The sequence below is a fragment of the Pseudoxanthomonas sp. CCNWLY206-1 genome (assembly GCF_039710385.1).
Lineage (GTDB): Bacteria > Pseudomonadota > Gammaproteobacteria > Xanthomonadales > Xanthomonadaceae > Pseudoxanthomonas_A.
Genome location: NZ_JBDKXI010000002.1, coordinates 534127 through 558220, shown reverse-complemented (window position 1 = coordinate 558220; position 24094 = coordinate 534127). Strand labels below are relative to the sequence as shown.

Here is a 24094-nt window from a genome sequence, read left to right as displayed (position 1 = left end):
CTCGTCCAGAGCCCTTCCCAGTAGGCGTGGTAAGGTTACCACGGGCCTCATTAATGAGGCATGCCACAGGGCAGCGGACCGGTGGATCAGGTCATTTCCGGCGAGGGGACGCCGAAGACTGCCGCTTGACCAGGGTGTACTTCATCACCTGGTGGACAGGATTCTTGGAGCGGCCATTACGCTTGCGGCGAATGTCTTCGAGCATCAGCGAAACCGCCGCACGGCCCATCGCCGTGACGGGCTGATGAATGGTGGTCAGTTCGGGCCAGACCGTGGTGGCTACCGGCGTGTCGTCGAAACCAACCACCGTCAGGTCTTCGGGTATCCGCAAACCCAGGCCATGAGCCACGGCCATGGCCGCCGCCGCCATGTCGTCATTGCTGGAGAAGATCGCGGTGGGGCGGCGTTTGAGATTGAGCAACTGCGACGCAGCGGTCAGTCCGGAGCGATAGGTGAACATGCCTTGCGCAACATAGTCCGCGGGCACTTCGATCCCGGCTTCGGCCATGACATCGAAAAACGCCTTTGTACGCAGAGCAGTCGGCGTGTGCTTGGGATCGCCCTTGATGAAGCCGATGTCGCGATGCCCCAGTTCCAGCAGATAACGCGTCATGGCGCGGGCGCCCTGGTAGTCGTCGATACGCACCGACGTGACGTCTTCCAGGGGGGCACCCGTCGCCACGGCGATGGTTGGGATATGGAGGGCGTCTAGTTCTTGCAGCGTTTGCGGCGAGTCGCACAACGGTGGCGGCAGGATCACCCCATCCACACCTGCCTCGAGCAAACGCTGCGTCGCCGCGCGCTGGCTGCGAATGCCGCTGCATTTTTCAATCAGCACCTGGCTGCCGCTCAGACTGCTTTGTTCCAGGATGCCCAGCATGAACTGGTTCAAGTATGCCGCGCTGGGATTGCTGTAGAGCACGCCAATGCGCGCGGTGCTGGAGGTGCGCAAGGAACGCCCCGCCAGATTGGGGCGATAGCCCAGCATCTTGACCGAAGCAAGTACCCGCTCGCGCATTGCCTGGCCGACATTGGGATTCTCGTTGATGACGCGGGACGCGGTCATCGGAGATACGCCGGCATGCTTGGCGACATCGAGGATGGTCACCGCGCCGCCAGTCGGACGTTTGCGCTTGGGCATTTCGACCTTTCAGGTCCGTGGGAAAGCTGGGCTGCTGCACCGCATGAGGTACGGTGCAGCAGCCACTAAGCTTACTCGCTCGCCGCGGCTTCCGCCTTGGGGGCGCTGCCGAAATCGCCGTCGGCCTCTGCCGCGAGATAAGCGAAGACTGCATAGGCGGCGACATTCTGCGCCAGCGCCTTGGGGTCGATCTTGTCCAGCGTATCGTCAGCGGTGTGGTGCAGGTCGAAGTAGTCGCTGCCGTCCTGCGCCAGCCAGCCCCAGGCCAGGCCTTGAGCAGAGAACGGACTGATGTCCGGACCCGCGCCGCCTTTATCCGGCGCATATTCGATGCCCAACGGTGCCAGTGCCTTCGCGATCTGTTCGGTAGCGGCGCGTGCGTGCGCAGGGGCGCCGGTGTTGAACGCATAGATACGTCCGGCACCGAAGTCGCTTTCCGCGCCGATCTGATGCTTGCGAAGGTCGCCCATGTGGTTGGCCGCATACGCTTTGCCGCCATGCAGGCCTTGTTCCTCATTGGCGAACGCGACCACGCGGATGCTGCGCTTGGGTGGCTGTTTCATTTTTCCGATCAAGTGACCGGCGGCCATGGTGAGGGCCACGCCCGCGCCGTCGTCGATCGCGCCAGTACCCAGGTCCCAAGAATCCAGGTGTCCACCGATCAGCACCACTTCGTCGGGTTTGCTGCGTCCGGTGATTTCTCCGATGACATTGTGCGAAGTGGCTTCGCCATCCCAGCCGCAATCCAGTGCCATGCGGATGCGCGTGGTTCCGCGGGCTACCAATCGCGCCAGCTGATTGGCGTCTGGCACCGACAATGCCGCTGACGGGACCGGCGTCAGGCCGTCATCGAAGCGGGTGATGCCAGTGTGCGGCAGGCGATGCGAATCGGTGCCGGCCGAGCGCATCAGATAACCGGCGGCGCCCTTGCGAATGGCGGCCGAAGGACCCTTCGAGCGGATCGCGCCACCGTTGCTGTAGTCGCTGCCGTCGCGCGCGGCCTTCATCTGGTAGTCGACGAAAGCGATCTTGCCGGCTAGTGACCCTTCCGGCGCTGCTTCGAGCGCGGCCAGATCGGCAAAGCGCACCACTTCGCCTTCGACGGTACCCGCGGGACTGCCACCTAGCGCGGTAACCGTCAGTGGTTGCGCATAACTGCCAAGGACAGCGGCGGTTTCGCCACGCCGTTCCCACTTGGGGAAGGTCACCGGCTCGAGCCAGACTTTGTCGAAACCCAGCGCCTTGAACTTGGCTTGCGCCCAAGCCACCGCCCGAGCATCGGCCTCGCTGCCCGCCAGGCGCGGCCCGACTTCGGTCGTCAGCGACTCCACCACGTTCCAACCCGTGTTGTCCGCCAGTGCCTGCTCGCGCAGTTGCGCCGCGGCAGTCAGCGCTGCCTCGGGAATACGGGTTTCGCGCTCGGCGGCGAAAGCGGTGCCGGTCAGGCCAAGGGCGAGCAGAAGCGGTACAAGGCGCATGCGAATTCCCGTGAAAGAAGAAGCCGCGAGCTTAGTGGAGGCAGGTGTTCCCGGCTAGTCCGCAGAATCCATTTCTGCGTTCTACTTCTTCAAGGAATCGCGGATCTCGCGCAGCAGCAGCACGTCTTCGGGCGTTGCCGCTGCCGGCGCGGGTGTGCGCACGCGGTTGTACGCTTTCAGGAACAGGAAAATCACCAGGGCAATCAGCAGGAAGTCGATGAGTGTCTGCAGGAACGCGCCATATTTAAGCAGCAGCGCCGGCGCGATCTCTTTACCCGCCGCATCGATCTGCGCTTCCCGCAAGGTAACCGCCAGATCACTGAATTTCACTCCGCCCGTCAGCAGGCCTACCGTGGGCATCACCAGGCCGTCGACCAGACTGCTGACGATCTTGCCGAAGGCGGCGCCAATCACCACGCCCACCGCCAGGTCCACCACATTGCCGCGTGAAACGAATTCCTTGAACTCGCTGATCATGCCCATGCTGGATTCCTCGATCACGGCGTCGACACGCCACCGGCAGAAACTATAGCGTAGGAACATGTCCTTGTAGGAGCGACGTGAGTCGCGAAGGGAAAAAGCGTTCTGACACGGATCAACGCGGATAAAAAGCGCATAGAAATATATAGCGCTTAATCCGTTTGGATCTGCGTTGATCCGTGTCCAAAGCTTTAGCTGTGCGGACGCGACTCACCGATGCCGGCATGCCGGCACCATTCCTGCAAAACCTTCAGCTGGCGACGATGGTGCCCTTCAACTCGGCGACGCCTTCCAGCGCGGCGACGAAATGATCGCCGATCACCAGCGGCCCAACGCCGGCCGGCGTGCCCATGAATACCAGGTCGCCCGTGCGCAGCGCGTACAGCTTCGACAGCTCATGAAGGATGTCCGGCACATCCCAGATCAGATCGGTGAGCGAGCCCTGCTGGCGCCGGTCGCCATTGATATCGAGCGTCAACGAACGCGAACCCAGATCGGTGACCTGTTCGGCCAATACCAATTCGCTGATGGGCGCCGAATGATCGAAGCCTTTACCGGTGTCCCACGGCAACCCTTTGGCTTTTGCCGCCGCCTGCAGGTCGCGGCGGGTCAGGTCCAACCCGACGCCGTAGGCGATCACCAGCGCCTGCGCTTGGGCTCGGTCCAGTATTCCGGGCGGCGCATCTTTGCCGAGCGCCACCACCAGTTCGACCTCATGATGCAGATCCTGGGTAGCGGACGGGTAGGGCACGTCGGCGCCATCGATGACGATCGCATCGGCAGGTTTGTGGAAGAACACTGGCTGGCCGCGTTCGGCTTTGGATGTCGGCGCGGCAGCGCCCATTTCCTTGGCATGGTCGGCGAAATTGCGGCCAACGCAGAAGATGCGGCGGACAGGGAACGTGCCGCCGCCGCGAACGGGTACGCGCGGGGTTGGCGAAGCAGGAACGATATCGGTCATGGTTCCCGGCACTAAGCCGGATGCTGGCTGGCGAAGAGGCCGGCCAGTTTATCGCGACAGTGGCATCGCCGGCTTGCGGATCACGCGGTACTCGCCGTCCACCACATTCGCATCGCGAGCGACGGGCTTGCCGCGCTGACGCAGCAATTTGTAAAGCAGGCCACCCGCGATCATTGCGGCGCCGACGAAGACACTGAAGAACACCAGCACGCATAGCAGCGCCAATCCCAACAAGCCAAATGCCAGGCGCAGTAGCGGATGACGCGGTTTGCGCGGAGCAAAGGCGGAACGGAAGTTGTTGAAGTGGAAGTATGCGGACATCAGATCGGGTCGTGCCAAAATGGGGTTGGAACCGGTGCGCCAGTATCGGATGACGAAAAGATGACGGTGTGAGAACTTCGTTAAACGGTGCGCCGCTGATCACATTCGATCATCTGGAGGATGGCGGATTCGCCGAAGTCGAAGCGGTTATTGACGGCGATGCCGAGTCGTTGGTGCTCTTCCGGCAGGGCCAGACCGTCCGTGCCTGGCTCAACGTTTGCCCACACGCTGGGCGGCGACTGGATTGGGCGCCAGGTAAGTTCTTGAAAAGCAAGGAAGGTCATCTGGTCTGCGCGGCCCATGGGGCGTCGTTCGAACTCGGCGATGGCCTATGCGTGGCCGGGCCTTGCAGGGGCGACTCACTGCGCGCGGTGGCTGTGACCGTTGTTGAGGGTGAGGTTCGCCTGGCGTAGGACAGGTGGAAGAGGCTCCGCCTCTCGTAGAGCCGAGATCGTACGTTGATCGTCAAACCGGATGGCGGTACAGCTGCCTTGTGGTAGCGACGTAAGTCGCGACGTTGATGTTTACGGTCGCGACTTACCGGTGCCAGCATGCCGGCACCACTCCCACAAGGAATCATCCGTGCTTTCGTGGATGACATGGTGCCCGCTGCGGCGCAAGGCATCCAAGGCGGATTCCAGCGCGGCTTCCTTCACCAGCACGTAGTCGGTGTCGAAGGTGGACAAGGCGAAGATGCCGATACCGGCTTCCGCCAATGGCGCCAGGACCGCCAGCAAAATGCCGGTCAGTTCGAACGGGAATGGGCCCTGCAACATCAGGCAGCGCCAATCGCGTTCGGCCGATACGTCTGCCGGCACCATCGCTTGTTCGCAGAGGATCGACAACTCTTCGGCTGTCCACGACACCGTGCGAAAACCTTTCGGTTGGAACCAGGATGGCAATACATCATCAGGATTCAAACGAACGACCGCGAAGGTATCCCGCAATACCTTCAACGATAAAGAAATCGCAGGAGCAGGCGCCGTGCTCAACCGGCTCGCCCGTTGAACCAGAACAGCGCATTGACCGCAGCCACCACCACTAGCGTGTAGATCAGCGACAGTGGTGCACCTACGCGCCAGAGTTGCTTGGAGTTGTAGTTCGCCGGCCCGGTCACCATCGAGATAACCGGGTTGGAAGCGGTCATCAGGTTGTTGGACGCAGACAGTGCGACGATCAGTGCGAACGCGGTGGGGTTGCCACCCGCCGCCAAGGCCAGGTTGATCGCCATCGGCACCATCACGATGGTCGCGCCCACGTGGCTGATCACCAGCGAGAACGCCGTAGTCAGCAGCGCGATAGCGATTTCCAGCGCCCAGACCGGGATGCCTTCCGGCAATCGTTCCACCGTATGGCCGGCGACCCAGGCGGCTGCGCCGCTGCTGTCCATCGCCCAGCCCAGTGGAATCAGCCCGGCCATCAGGAATACGGTTTTCCAGTTGATCGCCGCATAGGCTTCATCCATCCGCAACACACCCGTCAACAGCATGCCGGCCACACCGGTCATCAGCGTCAGCGAGACGGGCAACTTCGATGTCAGCGCGATGATGATGGTGATGGCGAAGATGCTCATGGCGATCTTGAATTTATGCGGGCGCTGCTCGCCTTTCGGATAGTCGGTCACCACGACGAAGTCGCGGCTCTCCGCGGCCTGACCCAGATCCTGCCAGATGCTGTGGAACACGAGCATGTCGCCGGCGCGTAGCGGCACTTCGCGCACGTCCTCGCGCATCACTTTCTTGTCGCGATTGATCGCCAGCAAACTGATGCCAGCCTGCTTGCGCAGGCGCAGGTCAGCCGCGGTCTTGCCGATGAACTTGGAAGTAGGCGGCACCACGGCTTCGGAAATACCGGCGCGGCTGGGATTGAACAGGTCGCCAAAATGGCGCAGCCGTGATGACATGCGCAGGAATTGATTCTGCGCGAAATCGTGCACCTGCTGCCGTGGCCCCATCACTCCCAGTACGCTGCCCACCCAGATGCGCATATCGGCTGGCGGCGCCAACCGCGTGTCGTTGCCGGTCTGCAGTGCCAGCATCAACGGGGCGTCATGCAATGCTTCGGCTTCGCCCAGTGACATGCCCACCAACGGACTTTCAGCCGAGACCACGAGCTCGAACACATCGCCTTCGATGCCATAGGTATTGGCGAAATAGCTCTCGGTGCGTGCAGGCGTCACCGAAGTCTCGGTCTCGTCCTTGAGCTTCTTGTCGCCGTAGAAGCGGAAGTACAGCAGCGACGCCGCCAGCAGCGTCACACCGATTGGCAGCGGCGCGAACATGCGCAGCGGCTCCAGCGTGGCCATGCCCGAAGGCAGGTTGTTATTGGCTGATACCAGTAAGTCGTTCAACAGGATCAGCGGCGAATTGCCGACCATGGTCAGCGCGCCGCCCATCACGATCGCGGCGGAAATCGGAAACAACAACCGTTGCAGCGACAGCCCGGTGCGCGAGGACAGGCGCGAAGCCACCGGCAGGTACAGCGCCATCACCGATGGGTTTTGCATGAAGGACGAATTGAGGCCGGCGATGGCGGCGGTCATGATCATCAGCCGCTGTTCGATGCCGTGCCCTCGCCGCAGCAGCCACGACGCCAACCGGTTCAACGCGCCGGTACGGTCCAATCCCGCACCCAGGATCATGGTGGCCATGATGCTCATGACCGCGTTACCGGAGAAACCGCCAAAGATTTCTTCCGGTGCGATCAGACCGGTGACGCCCAGCACCACCAGCACCACCAAGGCCACCAGATCGCCGCGAATGCGTTCGAACAGGAACATCGCCATCGTGAACACGACCAGCCCGAGAACGAGCTTCATGTCGTTGGTCAGCGTTAGCGCGTTTTCCATGAGGGCGGGGAGCCGGGAATCGGGAATGGGGAAAAGCAAAAGCGAAATAGCAAAAGCAGAAAAAGCGAACGTATATGGGCGCTATCCGGACGGCGGAGGCAGTTGCTTCTCCGATTCCTTGTTCTCTATTCCCGATTGCCGGTCATAGAGCAAGTCCCACACCCCATGGCCAAGCTTCTGGCCGCGGGTTTCGAAATGCGTCTGCGGCCGCCAAGCCGGCCGCGGCACATGGCCGCGTGGTCCCGCTCGATTGCTCAGGCCAGGCGTGGCGTCCAGTACGTCCCACATCTGCTCGGCATAGTCCTGCCAGTCGGTAGCCGCGTGCAAGCGGCCACCGCCGCGCAACTTGGACACCAGCAGTGCGGCGAACTCGGGTTGAATCAGGCGGCGCTTGTTGTGGCGTTTCTTGTGCCACGGATCGGGGAAGTAGATGCGCACTTCGTCCAACGCGCCATCGGGCACTTCGTTGCGCAGCACCTCGACAGCGTCGTGGTGGTACAGGCGAACGTGGTCGCTGCCGTCCTCGGCCAAGGCGTTCAACAGACGGCCGACACCAGGGGCGTGTACTTCGATGCCGATGTAGTCGCGCGCGGTGTCGTTGGCCACGGCGTAGCGAAGCGCCTCGCCATTGCCGAACCCGATTTCCAGCACGCGCGGTGCCTGGCGGCCGAACACGGCATCGTAGTCGCGCGGCTTTCCTTCGTAGTCCAAGCCATAGCGAGGCCACAAGGTTTCGAAGGCCCGCTGCTGGGCTTCGGTGAAGCGTCCCTGCCGCAGCACGAAGCTGCGTATCTGGCGGCGGCCTTCTTCCACGGTGAAGGGCTTGGGTGGGGTCTTGGCGCCAGAGCTGGAGAAGGGATCGGTCATCTCAGCCGATCAGTCCATCGATAGGGCTGGAAGCAGATGCATTCCGCCGGCGCGGGATGCGTCCGGCGAGGAACGCTTCACGCCCGGCCTCGACGGCCTTGCGCATCGCGCTGGCCATCAGGATTGGATTCTTCGCGCCCGCGATGGCGGTGTTCATCAGTACGCCGTCGCAACCCAGTTCCATGGCGATGGCGGCATCGGATGCGGTGCCTACACCGGCGTCGACCAAGACGGGCACCTTGGCGTTCTCGATGATTTCCAGCAGGTTGTATCGGTTCTGGATACCCAGCCCGGAGCCGATCGGCGCGGCCAGCGGCATCACCGCCACGCAACCGATTTCCTCCAGCTTGCGGGCGAGGATGGGATCGTCGCTGGTGTAGACCATGACGTCGAAACCATCGGCGACCAGCTTTTCGGCGGCCACCAGGGTCTGCACGACATCGGGATACAGGGTTTTCTGGTCGCCCAGCACTTCCAGCTTGACCAGCTTGTGGCCATCGAGCAGCTCGCGCGCCAGGCGGCAGGTGCGCACGGCATCGTCAGCGGTGTAGCAGCCGGCGGTGTTGGGAAGAATCGTGTAGCGGTCCGGCGGCAGCACATCGAGCAGGTTGGGCTCGTTGGGCGATTGGCCCAGGTTGGTGCGGCGGATGGCCACGGTGACGATTTCGGCGCCGGCGGCGTCCGTCGCCAAACGTGTTTCCTCGAAATCCTTGAATTTTCCGGTGCCGGTCAGCAGGCGGGAACGATAGGTTTTGCCCGCAATGATGAGCGGGTCGGTCGGATGAGTGTGGGGCATTCCGGGATTATCGCCGATGTTCGCCCATTAAGGGCCGCAGGCATTGGATTGCGATCGTGGGAGATAACAGGTGGATGCCTGGCGCGAATGGTTAGCCGCCGCCTAACGCATGGACGATTTCCACGCGATCCCCCGCCTGTAGAACATGGGTGCCGTGCTGGCCGCGGGGAATGATTTCGCCATTTACTTCCACCGCCACCCGGCGTTCGGCCAAGCCTTCGGCAAGTAGCAATGCGGTAATGGTGCTGTCGGCGCCAAGAGGGCGGTCTTGCCCGTTCAATTGGATTTTCATGCGGATATTGTCGCTGGTAGGCGCCGAGCGTGCATGTCCTTGAGTAGATGAAATGGCTGGGTAAGGAAGCGCTTCAGCCATGCCAGCGGAGACGCCAGCGGAGAGCCGGCACGCCCGACACGGGAGTCGGGACGATGCCGCGGTGCAGCGTGAACAGCCCCGGACTTGATGAAACGATGCGCGCCATGCGCAGCCGTACGGCAGAATCCGGCGCGCTTCTGCACGTCCTGATACCCATCCTTATTCCCATTGCCCCGGAGAATCCATGAAGCTTTCCAAATCGCCTGTCCGCTCGTTGCTGGCTGTCGCGCTGGCCGTTGCGGCACCTGCATTGGCACAGAACAATGCTTATTCGCAAACCGTCTTCTTTGGCGACAGCCTGACTGATTCCGGCCACTTCAGGCCGGCATTGGTGCAGGCGGTCGGTCCGTCAGCGGCCATCCTGGGGCGCTTCACCACCAATCCCGGCCTGGTGTGGTCCGAATACGTGGCCGAGTACTACGGCGGCAACGCGGTTAGCGCCAACCAGGGCGGCACCAACTACGCGGTGGGTGGTGCCCGCGTAGGCACCAATACCAGCGGTGCGCTTGGCCCCATTCCCTCGGTCGCCAGCCGAGTCACCAGTTACCTGGCCAGCACGGGCGGCCGTGCCGATCCCAATGCCCTCTATACGGTGTGGGGCGGCGCCAACGATCTGTTCGCCGTAGCGGCGGGTGCTCCGGCGCAAGCGACCATCGCGGGCGCGGTGACCGCGCAGGTGGGTGCCGTAGGGGCGCTGCAGAATGCGGGAGCGCGTTATGTGCTGGTACCCACGGTGCCGGATCTGGGCGCGACGCCTTCGTTCCGCGCGCAGGGCGCCGTGGCTTCCGCTACCGCGACCCAGCTGGCCAACACCTATAACAGCGCCCTTTATGCCGGCTTGAACAGCGCCGGCTTGCGCGTGATTCCGTTGGATACCTTTCACCTGTTGCAGGAAATCGTCGCCAGCCCGGCGGACTACGGGTTCGGCAACGTGACCGGCACCGCCTGCAATCCGCAGCTCACGGCATCGGCCGTTACCTGCAGCCCGCTGAACTACGCCACGCCGAATGCGGCGGATACCTACGCCTTCGCGGACGGCGTGCATCCCTCGTCCAAGGCTCACTCGATCCTGGCCGACTACGCGGTTTCGGTGCTTGAAGGTCCGCGCCAGATCGCGTTGTTGCCGTATACCGCCTCGGTGCACGGCCGCGCACGCGCCGAACGGGTCTTCGCCCACGTGGATGGCCAGCCGGAAGAGGACGGCATGCGCTGGTGGGGTGACCTGCGCGGGGACTTCCTGCGTTACGGGCACGGCAATGTGTATGACGGTGCGGGCCCGGTGGGCACCTTCGGTGTGGACTGGTCGCGTGGATCGTTGGTGTTCGGCGGCTTCGGCGGGTACGGCCGCAACGACTACGATTTCGGTCGCCGGGGCGGCAGCTTCGACGAGTCCGACGCCACGCTGGGTGGTTTCGCCGGCTGGTACGGCGAAAGCGCCTGGGCCAACGCGCAGGTCAGCTACAGCTGGATTTCCTACGATGTCGATCGCGAAGTCCAACTGGGTGACGTCACTCGTCGCCACAGCGGATCGCCGGACGGCACCAATCTGAGCGTCGGCCTGAGTGCCGGCTTCGAAATGGGTGAGGGCGAGCTGCGCCATGGACCTGTCGCCAGCCTGCTGGCGCAGCGGATCAAGCTGGACGGCTATGCTGAAAACAATGCCAGTTCGACCGCGCTGGCGTATCCGGATCAGGATTTCGATTCGTTGATCGGTAGCCTGGGTTGGCAGGCCACCTACACCATCACCGACCATATGCGCCCCTACGCACGGATGACCTACGACCACGAGTTCGAAGAAGCGGCTACGGAAGTCGTCGCCCAGCTGCAGTCGCTGCCTGGCACGCAGCCTTATGCGGTGCCCGGCCTGCAGATGGACCGCAATTACGGAACCGTGGTGCTGGGCGCCAAGAGCCAGGTGTTCGGATTGGCCGCCGACCTCGGCGTGAGCACCACCGTGAATCAGGAAGGTGGCACCAACACGACGGCATTCGTCACGCTCAGTGGCGGCTTCTGATCTGCAATTCGCAATGCGGCGCCGGGAAAATACGGCGCCGCATTGCGCTGGAGCGGGGCGCCGACATAGACTCGTCGCCGTCGCGCGGGTGTAGCTCAATGGTAGAGCTGTAGCTTCCCAAGCTACTGACGAGGGTTCGATTCCCTTCACCCGCTCCAACTTTCCCCCGTCTGCCTGCTGCCGTTTCGTCCGTCATCGTGCGGCCGCATGGGCGTGCCATGCTATCGGCTAACGATCCGCCGCCCACGACCATGAAACTGGCTGTCCTTTCGCGCAACAGCAAACTCTATTCGACCCGGCGGCTTGTGGAAGCGGCGCGCGAACGCGGCCACAGCGTGAGAGTGCTGGATCCGCTGCGCTGCTACATGCGTATTTCGTCGGAAGGTTTCACCGTGCACTACAAGGGCAAGCCGGTCGGCGGCTACGACGCGGTGATTCCGCGGATCGGTGCATCGATCACCCGCTACGGTACCGCCGTGTTGCGCCAGTTCGAGATGATGGGTAGTTACACGCCCAATCCATCCGACGCCATCCTGCGTGCCCGCGACAAACTGCGCGCGCACCAACTGCTGGCCGCGCAAGGCATCGGCTTGCCGGTGACCGTGTTCGGGGACAATCCCGATGACACCGCCGATCTGCTTTCCATGCTGGGCCCGCCGCCGCACGTGATCAAACTCAATGAGGGCACCCAGGGCGCGGGTGTGATGCTGACGGAGAAGTTATCCGCATCGCGTGGCGTGGTGGAGGCGCTGCGCGGGCTGTACGCCAACTTCGTGGTGCAGGAATTCATCGGCGAGGCGGAGGGCGCCGACCTGCGCTGCTTCGTGGTGGGTAGCCAGGTCGTGGCAACCATGCGACGGCAGGCGCCTGAAGGCGATTTTCGTTCCAACCTGCATCGCGGCGGGACAGCGGAGCCGGTGGAGGCCACTCAGGACGAAAAATCGATGGCAATCCGGGCCGCCGAGGTCTTGGGCCTGAGGGTGGCTGGCGTGGACCTGATCCGCTCCCGGCGAGGCCCCATGGTGCTGGAGGTCAATTCGACGCCAGGCCTGGAGGGCATAGAAGCGGTCTGCAACGTGGATGTGGCTGGCCGGATTATCGAGTACGTGGCCGCCAAATCTGAATAGGGTCCCGGTTCAGCCTTTGTGCTTGTTTCACGTAAATTTAACTATGTCTTTAACAGTCGTTTAATCGAAAACCGCGTAGCCTTGTCCGGACCGCAGCTCTGCGTTCCTCCCAGTGGCTCTATCTGGAAAGCACAGGATTACGGTAATCGGGGCATTAGTTTGGCCCAAGCGGGTGACCACCCGCTTGGGCCTCGTTTTTTGCGCTCTCAGGCGACACTTGCTGCTATGGGCGGGGCTGGCTACATTCATCCCTTCCTCTTCCTCATGACAAGGCGCAGCACATGTACCGGTTGATCCTCGCAGTGGTGATGATTGCAGCGGCGGTCACCGCCCACGCCGCCAAACCGAATTCGGAAAAGCCTAAAGCCTTGGATCTGGACCAGCCGTTCCTGGCGCAGATGGACAGCATCGAAAAGGCATTGAACGACGGCGAGACATACGCCGAGATCAGTCAGGAAGACCGTTCCCAGGTCCGCCAAGCGCTGGCCCAGATCGCGACTGCCTTGAGCAAAAGTGGCGGCGATACCTTGAATAAGGTCGAGCAGACCAAATTGTTGAACGAGCAGAACCTCATCAACCAGATACTCGGTCAGGCTGCTGCCGACAGCCGATTGATCTGCCGGCGAGAAGCAACGATCGGTTCCTTGCGAACCACCACTCAGTGCAAAACCGTTGCCGAACGGCGCCGCGAGGCGCAAGACGCACAGGATGCGATGCGTCGCAATCCGACGGGCACCTACAACAAAGGAGGCTGATGCCTGATGCGCATCCTGGTCATAGAAGACAACAGCGATATTGCCGCCAATATCGGCGACTACCTGGAAGAGCGTGGCCATACGGTGGATTTCGCCGCTGACGGCGTTACCGGCCTGCACTTGGCAGTGGTCCATGAGTTCGACGCCATCGTGCTGGACTTGAACCTTCCGGGCATGGATGGGTTGGAGGTCTGCCGCAAGCTTCGCAACGAAGCACGTAAGCAGACGCCGGTGCTGATGCTTACGGCGCGCGATTCACTGGACAACAAACTGGCCGGATTCGATTCCGGGGCCGATGACTACTTGATCAAGCCGTTCGCGCTGCAGGAAGTCGAGGTCAGGCTCAACGCGCTGTCCCGTCGAGGCAAGGGCGTGCAGACCCGGGTGCTGGAAGTCGGCGAGTTGGAATACAACCTGGACACGCTGGAAGTGCGTCGGCAGAGCAAGTTGCTCCAGCTCAATCCCACCGCGTTAAAGATCCTGCAGGCGCTGATGGAGGCGTCCCCTGCGGTGGTGACTCGGCAAGAGCTGGAAACGCGGGTGTGGGGCGAAGAACTACCGGATTCCGATTCGCTGCGTGTGCACATCCATGGTCTGCGCGCCGTCGTAGACAAGCCGTTCGACAATCCATATATCCAGACCCGCCACGGGATCGGTTACCGCATCGCTGCGCCCGATGCCAGCAGCTGATCCACCCAAACGCACCCGGCGAGCGGTCAGATTCCGCCGCCGGCTACGCACTCGCATCATCCTGTCCTTTCTCCTGTTCGGTACGGGATTGACGGCGCTGTTCGCGTATTTGACTGACTACGCAAGGCAACGTGTAGAAGACCAGCTCATCGAAGATGTAATGAACCGCAATATCGATGAGTTCGCACGGAAGTACTTCCAGGATCCGCAGACGAACCCTGAGCTGCAGGTTCAGCAGATGTACGGGCGAGTGGTCAAGCGGGAAAAGTTCGAGGCGCTGCGTGTCGACCAGCCGGATTGGTATGAACTGCCGGATGGCATCCATCAACTGAGTGGCAGGGACGATAACGGGTCGCCGTTCGCCTACAAGCTAGCAGTGAGAAAGACGCCGGAAGAGTGGTTTTTTCTCGCCTATGACATAACCCAGACGCTACGGGGTCAGGAACAGCTCAATCGCGCCCTCTACATATCTGTTTTGTTGTTCAGCGTGCTGTCGCTGCTGGTCGGCTGGTGGGCGGCATCGCGTGTGATGAGTCCTGTATCGGAGCTGGCAGCGCGCCTGCGCGCCTATCGCGGCAGCAGCGATCCACAGCCGCTCGCACCGCACTTTCCGGAAGACGAGGTCGGCCAATTGGCCGAAGCCCTGGACGACTACTCCGATCGCCTGACCGAAGTCGTGCAACGCGATCGCGAATTCAACGCCGATGTCAGCCACGAGCTACGCACGCCGTTGGCCATCATCCGCGGGTCCGTCGAGTTGTTGTTGTCGCGGCCGGATCTCGACGACAAAACCAAGACGCGCATCCAGCGCATCCAGCGCGCCGAGCAGCAGTGCACCGACTTGATCAGTGCGTTGCTGCTGCTGTCTCGCAGCGAACGTGGCCACGGCAATACCGATGTGGCCAAAGTGGTCGAACAGTTGCTGGATGCGCATCGCGCCCAGCTTGGCGGCAAGCCGTTGACGCTGCGGGTGGAGGGCGAATGCCGATTGAGGATCGATGCGCCAGAGGCCGCGTTATCGGTCGCGCTGGGCAACCTGATCGGCAACGCGGTGAAATACACCCTGGAAGGCGAGGTGGTGGTGAAACTGTTGCCCGACAGCGTGGAAGTCATCGACTCGGGTCCCGGCCTGAGTCCTGAAGACGCTGCACGCTTGTTTGAACGCGGATACCGCGGCACTCACGCCGGCCACTCGCAGGGCGGCGGCATCGGCCTGTCGATCGTCAGCCGACTCTGCGACTTATACGGTTGGCAGGTAAGCGTGCGTCCCGGCGAAGAAAAGGGAGTAATCGCCACGCTGCGGTTTGCTCCGCGCCCCGCATTCTTGCCGTGACGATAGCGATGAGGCCGTCGCAACGGCGGGCGATAACGAAGGGCTGCCTGTGGTAGAGCAGAATTTGTGCTTGCATCGCCTCGTGGCTCTGCTGTTCTTTCGGAACTTCTCGGGCGCTGACAATGCAGCCGAGCAAGCTCGGCTCTACATCAGAGCGAGGTGCTTCTCGTAGAGCGGAGCTTGCTCCGCTGCTCTTCGCCCGATGTGCATGGATCCAAGAGCAGCCGAGCAAGCTCGGCTCTACGCCAGAGTGAGGCGCCTCTCGTAGAGCGGAGCTCGCTCCGCTGCTCTCGTCCGATGTGCATGGATCCAAGGGCAGCCGAGCAAGCTCGGCTCTACATCAGAGCGAGGTGCTTCTCGTAGAGCGGAGCTTGCTCCGCTGCTCTCGTCCGATGTGCATGGATCCAAGAGCAGCCGAGCAAGCTCGGCTCTACATCAGAGCGAGGCGCTTCTCGTAGAGCGGAGCTCGCTCCGCTGCTCTTCGTCCGATGTGCATGGATCCAAGAGCAGCCGAGCAAGCTCGGCTCTACGTCAAAGTGAGGCGCCTCTCGTAGAGCGGAGCTTGCTCCGCTGCTCTTCGTCCGATGTGCACGGATCCAAGGGCAGCCGAGCAAGCTCGGCTCTACGTCAAAGTGAGGCGCCTCTCGTAGAGCGGAGCTCGCTCCGCTGCTCTTCGTCCGGTGTGCATGGATCCAAGGGCAGCCGAGCACGCTCGGCTCTACGTCGGAGCGAGGCGCTTCTCGTAGAGCGGAGCTCGCTCCGCTGCTCTTCGCCCGATGTGCATGGATCTAAGAGGAGCCGAGCAAGCTCGGCTCTACGAGAAGCGGAAGCGCTATTCGCCATCGTTTGCCGTTGCGACGGTCCCATTGCTACTGACTCGGCCCCATTGCTGGGCGCAGCGTTACGTCAAACGTACTCCAGCCACCCATAACGATCCTCGGTGCTGCCATCGAACAGCCCGAAGAACAGTTGCTGGATTCGCTTGGTCACCGGTCCAGGTTTGCCGGTGCCGACGGGTTTGCCATCGACCGATCGCAACGGTGTGATTTCCGCCGCCGTGCCGCACATCATCAGTTCGTCGCACAAATACAGATATTCGCGAGGGATGTCTCGCTCCACGACGGAAATGCCTTCGTCGCGAGCCAGGCGAATGATTGAATTGCGGGTGATGCCGGTAAGGATGGAAGCGCTGGCAGGGGTGGTGTGCAGTTCGCCATCGAACACCAGGAACAGGTTTTCGCCGGCGCCTTCGCTCAGCAAGCCGGTGGAAGCCAATGCGATGCCTTCGCCATAACCGTGGCGGCGAGCCTCGCGAGTCACCAACTGGCCGGAGAGATAGTTGCCACCTGCCTTGGCGCCGGCGGGCAAGGTATTTGGTGCGAAGCGCTGCCAGCTGGAGACGCACGCGTCGATGCCGTTCTCCATGCCGTCTTCGCCCAGGTAGCGACCGAAAGCCATGGCCGCGACCGCGACATCGATCGGCGTATCGGCCGCGATGCCGATGCCGCCATAGCCACGGAAAGCGACTGGCCGCAGATAGGCCTTGCTCAAGCCGTTGACGCGTACGACTTCGCGGCAAGCGGCATTGATCTCGTCCAGCGTGTAAGGGATATCGATGTCGTAGATCTTGGCCGACTGGAACAGGCGCTTGCTGTGATCGGTCAGCCGGAAGATCGCCGTGCCTTGCGGTGTTTCATAAGCGCGGATGCCCTCGAAAACAGAAGAGCCGTAATGAATGGCATGCGCCATGACATGAGTGGTGGCTTCCGCCCAGGGCTTGATGGTGCCGTTGTGCCAGATTTTCTCGGGGAAGTTCATGGCGCCTCTCCGTTTTGATGACGAATGGTCCGATTCTGCACCATTCGGAGCGCCATCGTAGGCGCCGTCCCCGCCGCGAGCTCTTCGCTTTTATGCGACCTGACGGGAAGAGCTCGCGGCGGGGACGCCGCTCCTACAGGTCCTAGAGGGTGATCCAGAAACAACCGTAGCTGCGGCGCAGACTGAATGAGGTTTCTGAAGGTGTGGCGCTGTTTTTCAGCGTCTGCACAATGCGAATTCCGATGGGGCGTGGTAGTTGGGTCGTCTGCGGGTAATAACCGTCGGCATTGGTATCCACCACGTTCCCAGCGCCATCCACTATCGGCGGCGGAGCGGGGCGTATCGGTACGATGTCCACCAGCGGGCGCTGCACGACCGCATCCAGCCGGTCCAGGATCCGGTTGGCGGCCGCATCCGAAATCCCCGCCCACTGGTAGACACCCGCCAGTCGGTTAACGTCCTGTGCGTCGATGGCGGCGGAAATCTGCGAAACCAGATCGCTCAATGTGCGTGAGCAACTACCGCGATAAAGGTGGCTGCCGCTTGCGGTGGCTTCTGTGGTGCGAGACGGCAGGTGGTCCATTGCGCCGATATCCTCACAGCGCTTGTCGGTATAAACCGATTCCCCGGTCATGGTGGTGCAGCGCTGCACTTCTTGTGCGGCGGCGGAGGAGATATGGCCGATCAGCGCGCCGGGGGCCGTCAGTACCAGCAGGAACAGAACTGAAAATCGCATGGAGCCAGCGTAACCGTGGTGGCTCGGCAAAGTCACCGGCCTGCTGTCAGGCACGTGCGGATCGTTCAGATGAATGCCGGGTGCGGAGCACGAGGAGCCCGGTAGGAGCGCCGTTTTGGTGGTAGGAGCGGCGTCTCGCCGCGAGCTCTTCGCTTTAACCGCGATCTGACAGGAAGAGCTCGCGGCGAGACGCCGCTCCTACCACAGCAGAGGCCGCTCCTACAAAGAGAGAGTTAGCCGCCCCAGCCCAGCCGCTTCAATACAATCTGAGTGGGCTTGGATAGATTGAGGGTGTAGAAATGTAGGGCGGGCGCGCCGCCGGCTACCAATCGTTCGCAGAGTCCGGCCACCACGTCGGCACCAAAGTCGCGTACGGCCTCGGCATCGTCGCCGAAGGCCTGCATGCGCTTGCCGATCCAGCGAGGGATCTCCGCCCCGCATGCTTCGGAGAAGCGCTTCAGCTGGGTGAAGTTGGAAATCGGCATGATGCCGGGGATGATCGGAATTTCCACGCCAACCTTGCGGGCAGCGTCCACGAAGTGGAAGTACGCATCGGGGTTGTAGAAATACTGGGTGATAGCCCCGTCGGCGCCCGCGTCGACCTTGGCCTTGAAGTACTTCATGTCGGCCAAGGCGTCTTCCGACTGTGGGTGGGTTTCCGGATAGCAACCGACTTCGATATGGAAGGAGTCGCCATGCTCCGCGCGGATGAACTCGATCAATTCCGAGGCATAGCGCAGATCGCCCGGATGGCCCATGCCCGACGGCAGATCGCCGCGCAAGGCGACGATGCGCTTGCAGCCCAAGGCGCGATACAAGCGCAGCAGTTCCCGGATTTCCTCGCGGCTGCCACCGACACAGGACAGGTGCGGCGCGGCAGCGAAACCATGGTGCTGGTGCAGATGGCGCACCGTTTCGGAGGTATAGCTGAGCGTCGAGCCGCCGGCGCCGAAAGTGCACGACACATATTCGGGCGCATGCGCTTTGAGCTTTTCCGCGGTGCGATCCAACTGCGCCCGCTGTTCGTCGGTCTTGGGCGGATAAAACTCGAAGGAGAGAGGGACAGCGGGCATACGTTTCCTCATGCTTTGAGCGGCTGGTGCAGGTTGCGCCAGCCGTACGCGACATCCAGCAGCGGAACGCCGCCGATATCGATGGTTCTTTCCGATACGAAGGTGCCGCCGACGGACTCATAAAACGTTCGGAAAGGATTGCCGCCCAGCACCCATACGATCATCGACGTGAGGTTCTGCTGTAGCAAGCTTTCCGCGGCACTTTCGATCAAGCGCCGCCCAACACCGCGTCCCTGCCATTTGGGCGCCAGATAGAGCTTATGCAGCTCAGCGACGTACGAGAGTTCTACATCGCGATTCGGACCGGCACAGGCGAAGCCGGCGATTTCCAGGTCCTGCGACTCGGCGACCACAACGAAATCGCCATCGTTTGCCGACAGCAACGATCGCCAATAATCCTCCTGGACCGCTTGATCCATGGCATCAAGATAGGCGTCCGGCACCAGCCCACGGTAGGTCGCGTGCCACGTGCTGATCTGCACGTGGGCAATACCGGAGACATCGGCCGGGACGGCGGAGCGGATTCGAAAATGCGCCTGCATCGGATCCCCAAGGAAGAGCCGCGCGGCAGATCGCTGCGCGGCGGTGATCACGTCGGGAGGCCAGGTGGCCTCCCGCTGTGGATCAGTAGCGGTAGTGGTCCGGCTTGTACGGACCGTCCACCGACACGCCCAGGTAGTCGGCCTGTTCCTTGGTCAGCTTGGTCAGTTTCACGCCGATTTTTTCCAGGTGCAGGCGCGCGACTTCTTCATCCAGCTGCTTGGGCAGACGATAGACGGTCTTTTCATAGACGTCCTTGTTGGCCCACAGGTCGATCTGCGCCAGCGTCTGGTTGGAGAAGGAGTTGGACATCACGAAGCTGGGGTGGCCGGTGGCGCAGCCCAGGTTGACCAGGCGGCCCTCGGCCAGCAGGAAGATTTCATTGCCGCTCGGGAACACGAACTTGTCCACCTGTGGCTTGATGTTGATCTTCTTGACGCCGGGCAGGTTGTACAGCGCATCCACCTGGATTTCGTTGTCGAAGTGACCGATGTTGCACACGATGGCCTGGTTCTTCATGGCCTTCATGTGGTCGATGGTGATGATGTCCTTGTTGCCCGTGGTGGTGACGTAGATATCCGCCGTTCCCAAGGTATCTTCGATGGTGTTGACCTCGAAGCCTTCCATCGCCGCCTGCAATGCGCAGATCGGGTCGATCTCGGTGACGATCACGCGGGCACCGTAGGCACGCAGCGAGTGCGCCGAACCCTTGCCGACATCGCCGTAACCGCAGACCACGGCGACCTTGCCGGCCAGCATCACATCCATCGCGCGCTTCAGGCCGTCGGCCAGCGATTCGCGGCAGCCGTACAGATTGTCGAACTTGGACTTGGTGACCGAGTCGTTGACGTTGATCGCCGGGACCAGCAGCGTGCCGGCTTCCATCATCTGGTACAGGCGGTGCACGCCGGTGGTGGTTTCCTCGGACACGCCCTTCCAGTCCTTGACCACGTCGGTCCAGTAGCCCGGACGCTCCTGATGCACGCGCTTGAGCAGGTTCTTGATCACCTGCTCTTCATGGCTGGACGAAGGCGTGTTGACCCAGTCGCTGCCATTTTCCAGTTCGTAGCCCTTGTGGATCAGCAGGGTGACGTCGCCGCCATCGTCGACCACCAACTGCGGACCGAGCTTGCCACCACCGAAGCTCAATGCATCGAGCGTGCAGTCCCAGTATTCCTCCAGCGTCTCGCCTTTCCAGGCGAACACGGGGGTGCCGGTCACCGCGATGGCGGCGGCGGCATGGTCCTGCGTGGAGAAGATGTTGCACGAAGCCCAGCGCACGTCGGCGCCCAGGTCCACCAGCGTCTCGATCAGCACGGCGGTCTGGATGGTCATGTGCAGCGACCCGGTCACACGTACGCCCTTCAGGGGCTTGGTGGCGGCGTGCTTCTTGCGGATCGACATCAGGCCCGGCATCTCGTGCTCGGCGATGTCCAATTCCTTGCGGCCCCATTCGGCCAGCGAGATATCGGCGACCTTGTAATCGCCTTCGGTCGAGAAACTACGTACTGCGTTCATTTGTTTGGCTCCGGAAAAAAGTGGCGAGCGGACTCGCATTCTTGACCGGGCGCCGTTACAAAAGAATCCTGCCGAGCCTGGCCGTGTCGTGAAAAGTCCGCACATGAAGTGCGGGCTTCGCGGAATATCCGCTCACACCCGGTCGCAGCGCCCCTCGGCGGGGCGCGCCATTATATCGCTTGTTCCGGATGAAAAGATGACCAAAACGGCCAGGGCTTGGGTTAGGCTTGGAGTTGCTGCCATGCAGCAACGGCCGCCCGCTCCGCTTCGGGGTTCGGCGGGGCCCGGGTGGGGTGCAGAATCGTTCGGACCACCGCCGGCTCCGCCGCACCGGATGCGCAGGGCAGGTGGGTATCGCCGAATCGACCGGAAAAAACCTCGTTCACATGAATAGCCCCCGCAGTCTGGAATTCGCTCCGCCCGATGTTCCGCTTCGTGAAGATGTGCGCCGCCTGGGCGCCCTGGTCGGCGACATGCTGGCCGAGCAGGTTTCCCCGGCGTTCCTGGAGGAAGTGGAGCGCGTGCGCACCACCGCCATCGCCCGCCGCCAGAGCGATGCGCCGCCGCAGTCGCTGGCCGGGTTGTTGGCCGGGCTGGAGCCGCAACAGGCCGAATCGCTGATCCGCGCCTTCAGCACGTATTTCCAGGTCGTCAACATCGCCGAGCGGGTCCACCGCATCCGCCGCCGTCGCGATTACCAGCGCACCGGCAGCCGTACGCCGCAGCCGGACGGTTTGCACGATGCCTTGGTGAAGATGAAAGCCCAGGGCGTGACCCTGGAGGAATTGTCGGAATGGTTGCCACGGATCGATATCGAACCGGTATTCACCGCGCACCCGACCGAAGCCGTACGCCGCGCGCTGCTGGAAAAAGAGCAGCTGATGGTGGCCAGCCTGATCAACGACCTGGACGGTCAGCGCACGCCGGGCGAGCGCGCCACCGACATCGCCCGTTTCCGCATGGCGCTGACCTCGGCCTGGCAGACCTCCGATTCCTCGCCGGTCCGCCCAGGTGTGGAAGATGAGCGCGAGCACGTCGGCTTCTACCTGATCGAAGTGCTGTACCGGGTGATGCCGGTGCTTTACGAGACGCTGGAGAACGCGATCACCGAGGTCTACGGCCCCGCGCCGGAAGTCACGGCGCATCTGCCCCGGATGCTGCGTTTCGGTACCTGGGTGGGCGGCGACATGGACGGTAATCCCAATGTCGATGCCGGCACCATCGCCGCTACATTGCAGGCACAGCGTGCCGCTATCCTCACCCGCTACAAGAAGGAGCTGTGGCAGTTGACTTCGCTGCTCAGCCAGTCGACGTCGGTCGTCGGTGTTTCGCCGGAGGTGCTGGCGCGACTGGAGGAATACCGCGCGTTGATGCCGAAGGCGGCCGCGCAATCGCGTCCGCGCCACGGCGATATGCCGTACCGGCTGCTCAACGATCTGATGCGTGCGCGCCTGCAGGCGACTCTTGAGGATCGTCCGGAAGGCTACCGCTCGCCTGAAGAATTCGCTCATGACGTTGATCTGGTCCTGTGCAGCCTGGAAGCCAATCGCGGCGTGCATGCAGGTTGGTTCGCGGTCCGCCGGTTGGCTTGGCGCGTGCGCAGCTTCGGCTTCCATTTGGCGCGCCTGGATGTGCGGCAAGAGTCCAGTGTGCACGCACGTGCCGTGGCCGCGGCGCTGGGCGACGATGATTGGGAATCGCGCGATGCGGTGGAGCGGGGTGGGCTGTTGGGCGCCTACGCCAGTGGCGAAAAGACACTGCCCGCGGCAGACGATGAAACCAATCAGCGGCTGGATGCCGTGTTCGCCACCTTGGCCGACGCGCGCAAGCGGCATGGCACGGAAGCGCTGGGCGCCTACATCATCAGCATGGCGCACAACCGCGCCGACGTGCTGACGGTACTGGCGCTGGCACGTCGTGGCGGGTTGGTCGACGCTGACGGCAATGTGCCGCTGGATATCGCGCCGTTGTTCGAAACCGTGGGCGACCTGCAACACGGTCCGGATACCTTGCGCGATCTGGTTGCCGATCCGGTTTATCGCTCTCATCTGGCCGCGCGCGACAACGTGCAGATGGTGATGCTGGGTTATTCCGACAGCGGCAAGGACGGTGGCATCGCCGCTTCGCGCTGGGGATTGCAACGTGGACAAGTGGAATTGCTGCAGGCGGCCAAGGATCTGGGTATCAAGCTGACTTTCTTCCACGGTCGTGGCGGTTCGATCAGCCGCGGCGGTGGCAAGACCACGCGCGCGGTGGATGCCTCGCCGCGCGGCAGTGTGGACGGGCGGCTACGTGTCACCGAGCAGGGCGAGGTCATCCATCGCAAATACGGGATTCGTGCGTTGGCGTTGCGTTCGTTGGAGCAGGCGACCGGTGCGGTGCTGGTATCCAGCCTGCGTCCGCGGCCGCCGGAACCGCGTGAAGCACAGTGGCGTGAGGTCATGGAGCGTGTTTCCACTGAAAGCACCAAGGCCTATCGTGCCTTCGTTGATGCGCCGGGTTTCATGGATTACTTCCGCAACGCCACACCCATCGACGTGATCGAACGCATGACCTTGGGTTCACGGCCATCACGCCGGTTGGGCCAGGATGCGGCGCTCACCAATCTGCGCGCGATTCCGTGGGTGTTCGCCTGGAGTCAGGCACGCGCAGTGATTCCCGGTTGGTATGGCGTGGGTAGCGGCTTGAAAGCGGTGATCGACGACGGCGGCGAAGAGACGCTGCAAGAAATGGCTCGCGACTGGCCTTTCTTCAAGACCTTCCTCGACGACATTTCCATGGTGCTGGCCAAGGGCGATCTGAACATCGCGCAGATGTTTTCGCGGATGGCCGGTCCGCTGCACGACGAATTCTTCCCGCGCATCCAGAACGAACATGCGATCACCCTGGAATGGGTGATGAAGTTGAATGGCAGCGAATGGCTGCTGCAGCACGATCAGCGGCTGGCCTTGTCGATCCGGCTTCGCAATCCCTACATCGACCCGATCAGCGTGCTGCAAGCGGACCTGCTGAAGCGCTGGCGCGACAGCGGCCGCGAGGATGACAACCTGCTGCGTGTGCTGGTGGCCAGCATCAATGGCGTGTCGCAGGGTGTGCAGAACACGGGTTGATCCGGTATCCCAAATGCGACAGGAAATCCGGCTTTCGTAGAAGCGCCATCCCGGCGCGAGCTGTTGCGTTTTTTATCGTGAGATGTGAAGCAAGAGCTCGCGGCCGGAGGCCGCT

22 protein-coding genes, 1 tRNA gene and 1 riboswitch are annotated in these 24094 nt (G+C 62.3%); of the genes, 8 read left to right on the top strand and 15 right to left on the bottom strand.

The window, feature by feature from the left end; genetic code table 11:
• Positions 1–91: 91 nt before the first annotated feature.
• The 5 genes from AADW18_RS06705 to AADW18_RS06685 form a co-directional block, all read right to left on the bottom strand.
• Entirely contained in the window at positions 92–1141 is a 1050-nt protein-coding gene (locus AADW18_RS06705; protein WP_337342577.1) for a LacI family DNA-binding transcriptional regulator, read from the bottom strand.
• A 71-nt stretch (positions 1142–1212) separates the two neighbouring features.
• Positions 1213–2619: a M28 family peptidase gene (locus AADW18_RS06700; protein WP_337342576.1), complete on the bottom strand. Its 1407-nt coding sequence runs from the start codon at positions 2617–2619 to the stop codon at positions 1213–1215.
• 81 nt (positions 2620–2700) lie between these two features.
• Entirely contained in the window at positions 2701–3102 is a 402-nt protein-coding gene (gene mscL / locus AADW18_RS06695; RefSeq protein ID WP_337342748.1) for a large-conductance mechanosensitive channel protein MscL, read from the bottom strand.
• 247 nt (positions 3103–3349) lie between these two features.
• The gene (locus AADW18_RS06690) at positions 3350–4060 is read right to left on the bottom strand and encodes a fumarylacetoacetate hydrolase family protein (protein ID WP_337342575.1); all 711 of its coding nucleotides are present in this window, start codon (positions 4058–4060) and stop codon (positions 3350–3352) included.
• A gap of 48 nt (positions 4061–4108) precedes the next feature.
• Positions 4109–4381, bottom strand: coding sequence for a hypothetical protein (locus tag AADW18_RS06685; protein WP_337342574.1), 273 nt, complete (start codon positions 4379–4381; stop codon positions 4109–4111).
• A gap of 113 nt (positions 4382–4494) precedes the next feature.
• Here AADW18_RS06685 and AADW18_RS06680 point away from each other — a divergent pair, with 113 nt between their 5' ends.
• Positions 4495–4794, top strand: a complete 300-nt coding sequence (locus AADW18_RS06680) for a Rieske (2Fe-2S) protein (protein WP_337342747.1) — start codon at positions 4495–4497, stop codon at positions 4792–4794.
• 111 nt (positions 4795–4905) lie between these two features.
• On the opposite strand, the gene AADW18_RS06675 is transcribed toward AADW18_RS06680, so the two are convergent.
• The 5 genes from AADW18_RS06675 to thiS form a co-directional block, all read right to left on the bottom strand.
• Positions 4906–5337 carry an ACT domain-containing protein gene (locus AADW18_RS06675; RefSeq protein WP_346842725.1) on the bottom strand — a complete coding sequence of 144 codons (432 nt, stop codon included), beginning with the start codon at positions 5335–5337 and terminating at the stop codon, positions 4906–4908.
• A 32-nt stretch (positions 5338–5369) separates the two neighbouring features.
• On the bottom strand, positions 5370–7229 hold the full coding sequence (locus AADW18_RS06670; RefSeq protein ID WP_337342573.1) for an SLC13 family permease: 1860 nt from the start codon (positions 7227–7229) through the stop codon (positions 5370–5372).
• A gap of 81 nt (positions 7230–7310) precedes the next feature.
• Positions 7311–8096, bottom strand: a complete 786-nt coding sequence (gene trmB / locus AADW18_RS06665; protein WP_337342572.1) for a tRNA (guanosine(46)-N7)-methyltransferase TrmB — start codon at positions 8094–8096, stop codon at positions 7311–7313.
• 1 nt (position 8097) lies between these two features.
• Complete coding sequence (locus AADW18_RS06660) at positions 8098–8892, bottom strand: thiazole synthase (protein ID WP_337342571.1); 795 nt, start codon at positions 8890–8892, stop codon at positions 8098–8100.
• A 91-nt stretch (positions 8893–8983) separates the two neighbouring features.
• Positions 8984–9184 (bottom strand): sulfur carrier protein ThiS, encoded by a 201-nt coding sequence (gene thiS / locus AADW18_RS06655; RefSeq protein ID WP_337342570.1) that lies wholly within the window; start codon positions 9182–9184, stop codon positions 8984–8986.
• A gap of 298 nt (positions 9185–9482) precedes the next feature.
• On the opposite strand from thiS, the gene AADW18_RS06650 reads away from it, so the two are divergent.
• From AADW18_RS06650 to AADW18_RS06625, 6 genes are all read left to right on the top strand, one after another.
• Positions 9483–11279 (top strand): autotransporter domain-containing protein, encoded by a 1797-nt coding sequence (locus tag AADW18_RS06650; RefSeq protein ID WP_337342745.1) that lies wholly within the window; start codon positions 9483–9485, stop codon positions 11277–11279.
• Between the two features lie 84 nt (positions 11280–11363).
• Positions 11364–11437 (top strand) — tRNA-Gly (locus AADW18_RS06645).
• Positions 11438–11530: 93 nt separating this feature from the next.
• Positions 11531–12406 carry a 30S ribosomal protein S6--L-glutamate ligase gene (rimK, locus tag AADW18_RS06640; RefSeq protein ID WP_337342569.1) on the top strand — a complete coding sequence of 292 codons (876 nt, stop codon included), beginning with the start codon at positions 11531–11533 and terminating at the stop codon, positions 12404–12406.
• A gap of 281 nt (positions 12407–12687) precedes the next feature.
• Entirely contained in the window at positions 12688–13161 is a 474-nt protein-coding gene (locus tag AADW18_RS06635; RefSeq protein ID WP_337342568.1) for a hypothetical protein, read from the top strand.
• Positions 13162–13167: 6 nt separating this feature from the next.
• Positions 13168–13851 (top strand): response regulator transcription factor, encoded by a 684-nt coding sequence (locus AADW18_RS06630; protein WP_337342567.1) that lies wholly within the window; start codon positions 13168–13170, stop codon positions 13849–13851.
• Positions 13838–15184, top strand: coding sequence for a HAMP domain-containing sensor histidine kinase (locus AADW18_RS06625; protein ID WP_337342566.1), 1347 nt, complete (start codon positions 13838–13840; stop codon positions 15182–15184). The genes AADW18_RS06630 and AADW18_RS06625 overlap by 14 nt, the downstream gene beginning before the upstream one ends.
• Before the next feature lie 906 nt (positions 15185–16090).
• Here AADW18_RS06625 and AADW18_RS06620 read toward each other — a convergent pair.
• The 5 genes from AADW18_RS06620 to ahcY all read right to left on the bottom strand — a co-directional run bounded on the left by AADW18_RS06620 (position 16091) and on the right by ahcY (position 20869).
• Positions 16091–17002 (bottom strand): branched-chain amino acid transaminase, encoded by a 912-nt coding sequence (locus AADW18_RS06620; RefSeq protein ID WP_337342565.1) that lies wholly within the window; start codon positions 17000–17002, stop codon positions 16091–16093.
• Positions 17003–17144: 142 nt separating this feature from the next.
• Positions 17145–17738: a hypothetical protein gene (locus AADW18_RS06615; protein ID WP_337342564.1), complete on the bottom strand. Its 594-nt coding sequence runs from the start codon at positions 17736–17738 to the stop codon at positions 17145–17147.
• Between the two features lie 233 nt (positions 17739–17971).
• Complete coding sequence (gene metF / locus AADW18_RS06610; protein ID WP_337342563.1) at positions 17972–18811, bottom strand: methylenetetrahydrofolate reductase [NAD(P)H]; 840 nt, start codon at positions 18809–18811, stop codon at positions 17972–17974.
• 8 nt (positions 18812–18819) lie between these two features.
• On the bottom strand, positions 18820–19404 hold the full coding sequence (locus AADW18_RS06605; protein ID WP_337342562.1) for a GNAT family N-acetyltransferase: 585 nt from the start codon (positions 19402–19404) through the stop codon (positions 18820–18822).
• Positions 19405–19435: 31 nt separating this feature from the next.
• Complete coding sequence (ahcY, locus tag AADW18_RS06600) at positions 19436–20869, bottom strand: adenosylhomocysteinase (protein ID WP_337342561.1); 1434 nt, start codon at positions 20867–20869, stop codon at positions 19436–19438.
• 40 nt (positions 20870–20909) lie between these two features.
• Positions 20910–21031, bottom strand: a riboswitch (S-adenosyl-L-homocysteine riboswitch).
• 224 nt (positions 21032–21255) lie between these two features.
• Between ahcY and ppc the strand changes: the two genes are divergently transcribed.
• Complete coding sequence (gene ppc / locus AADW18_RS06595; protein ID WP_337342560.1) at positions 21256–23979, top strand: phosphoenolpyruvate carboxylase; 2724 nt, start codon at positions 21256–21258, stop codon at positions 23977–23979.
• The last annotated feature ends 115 nt before the right edge of the window (positions 23980–24094 follow it).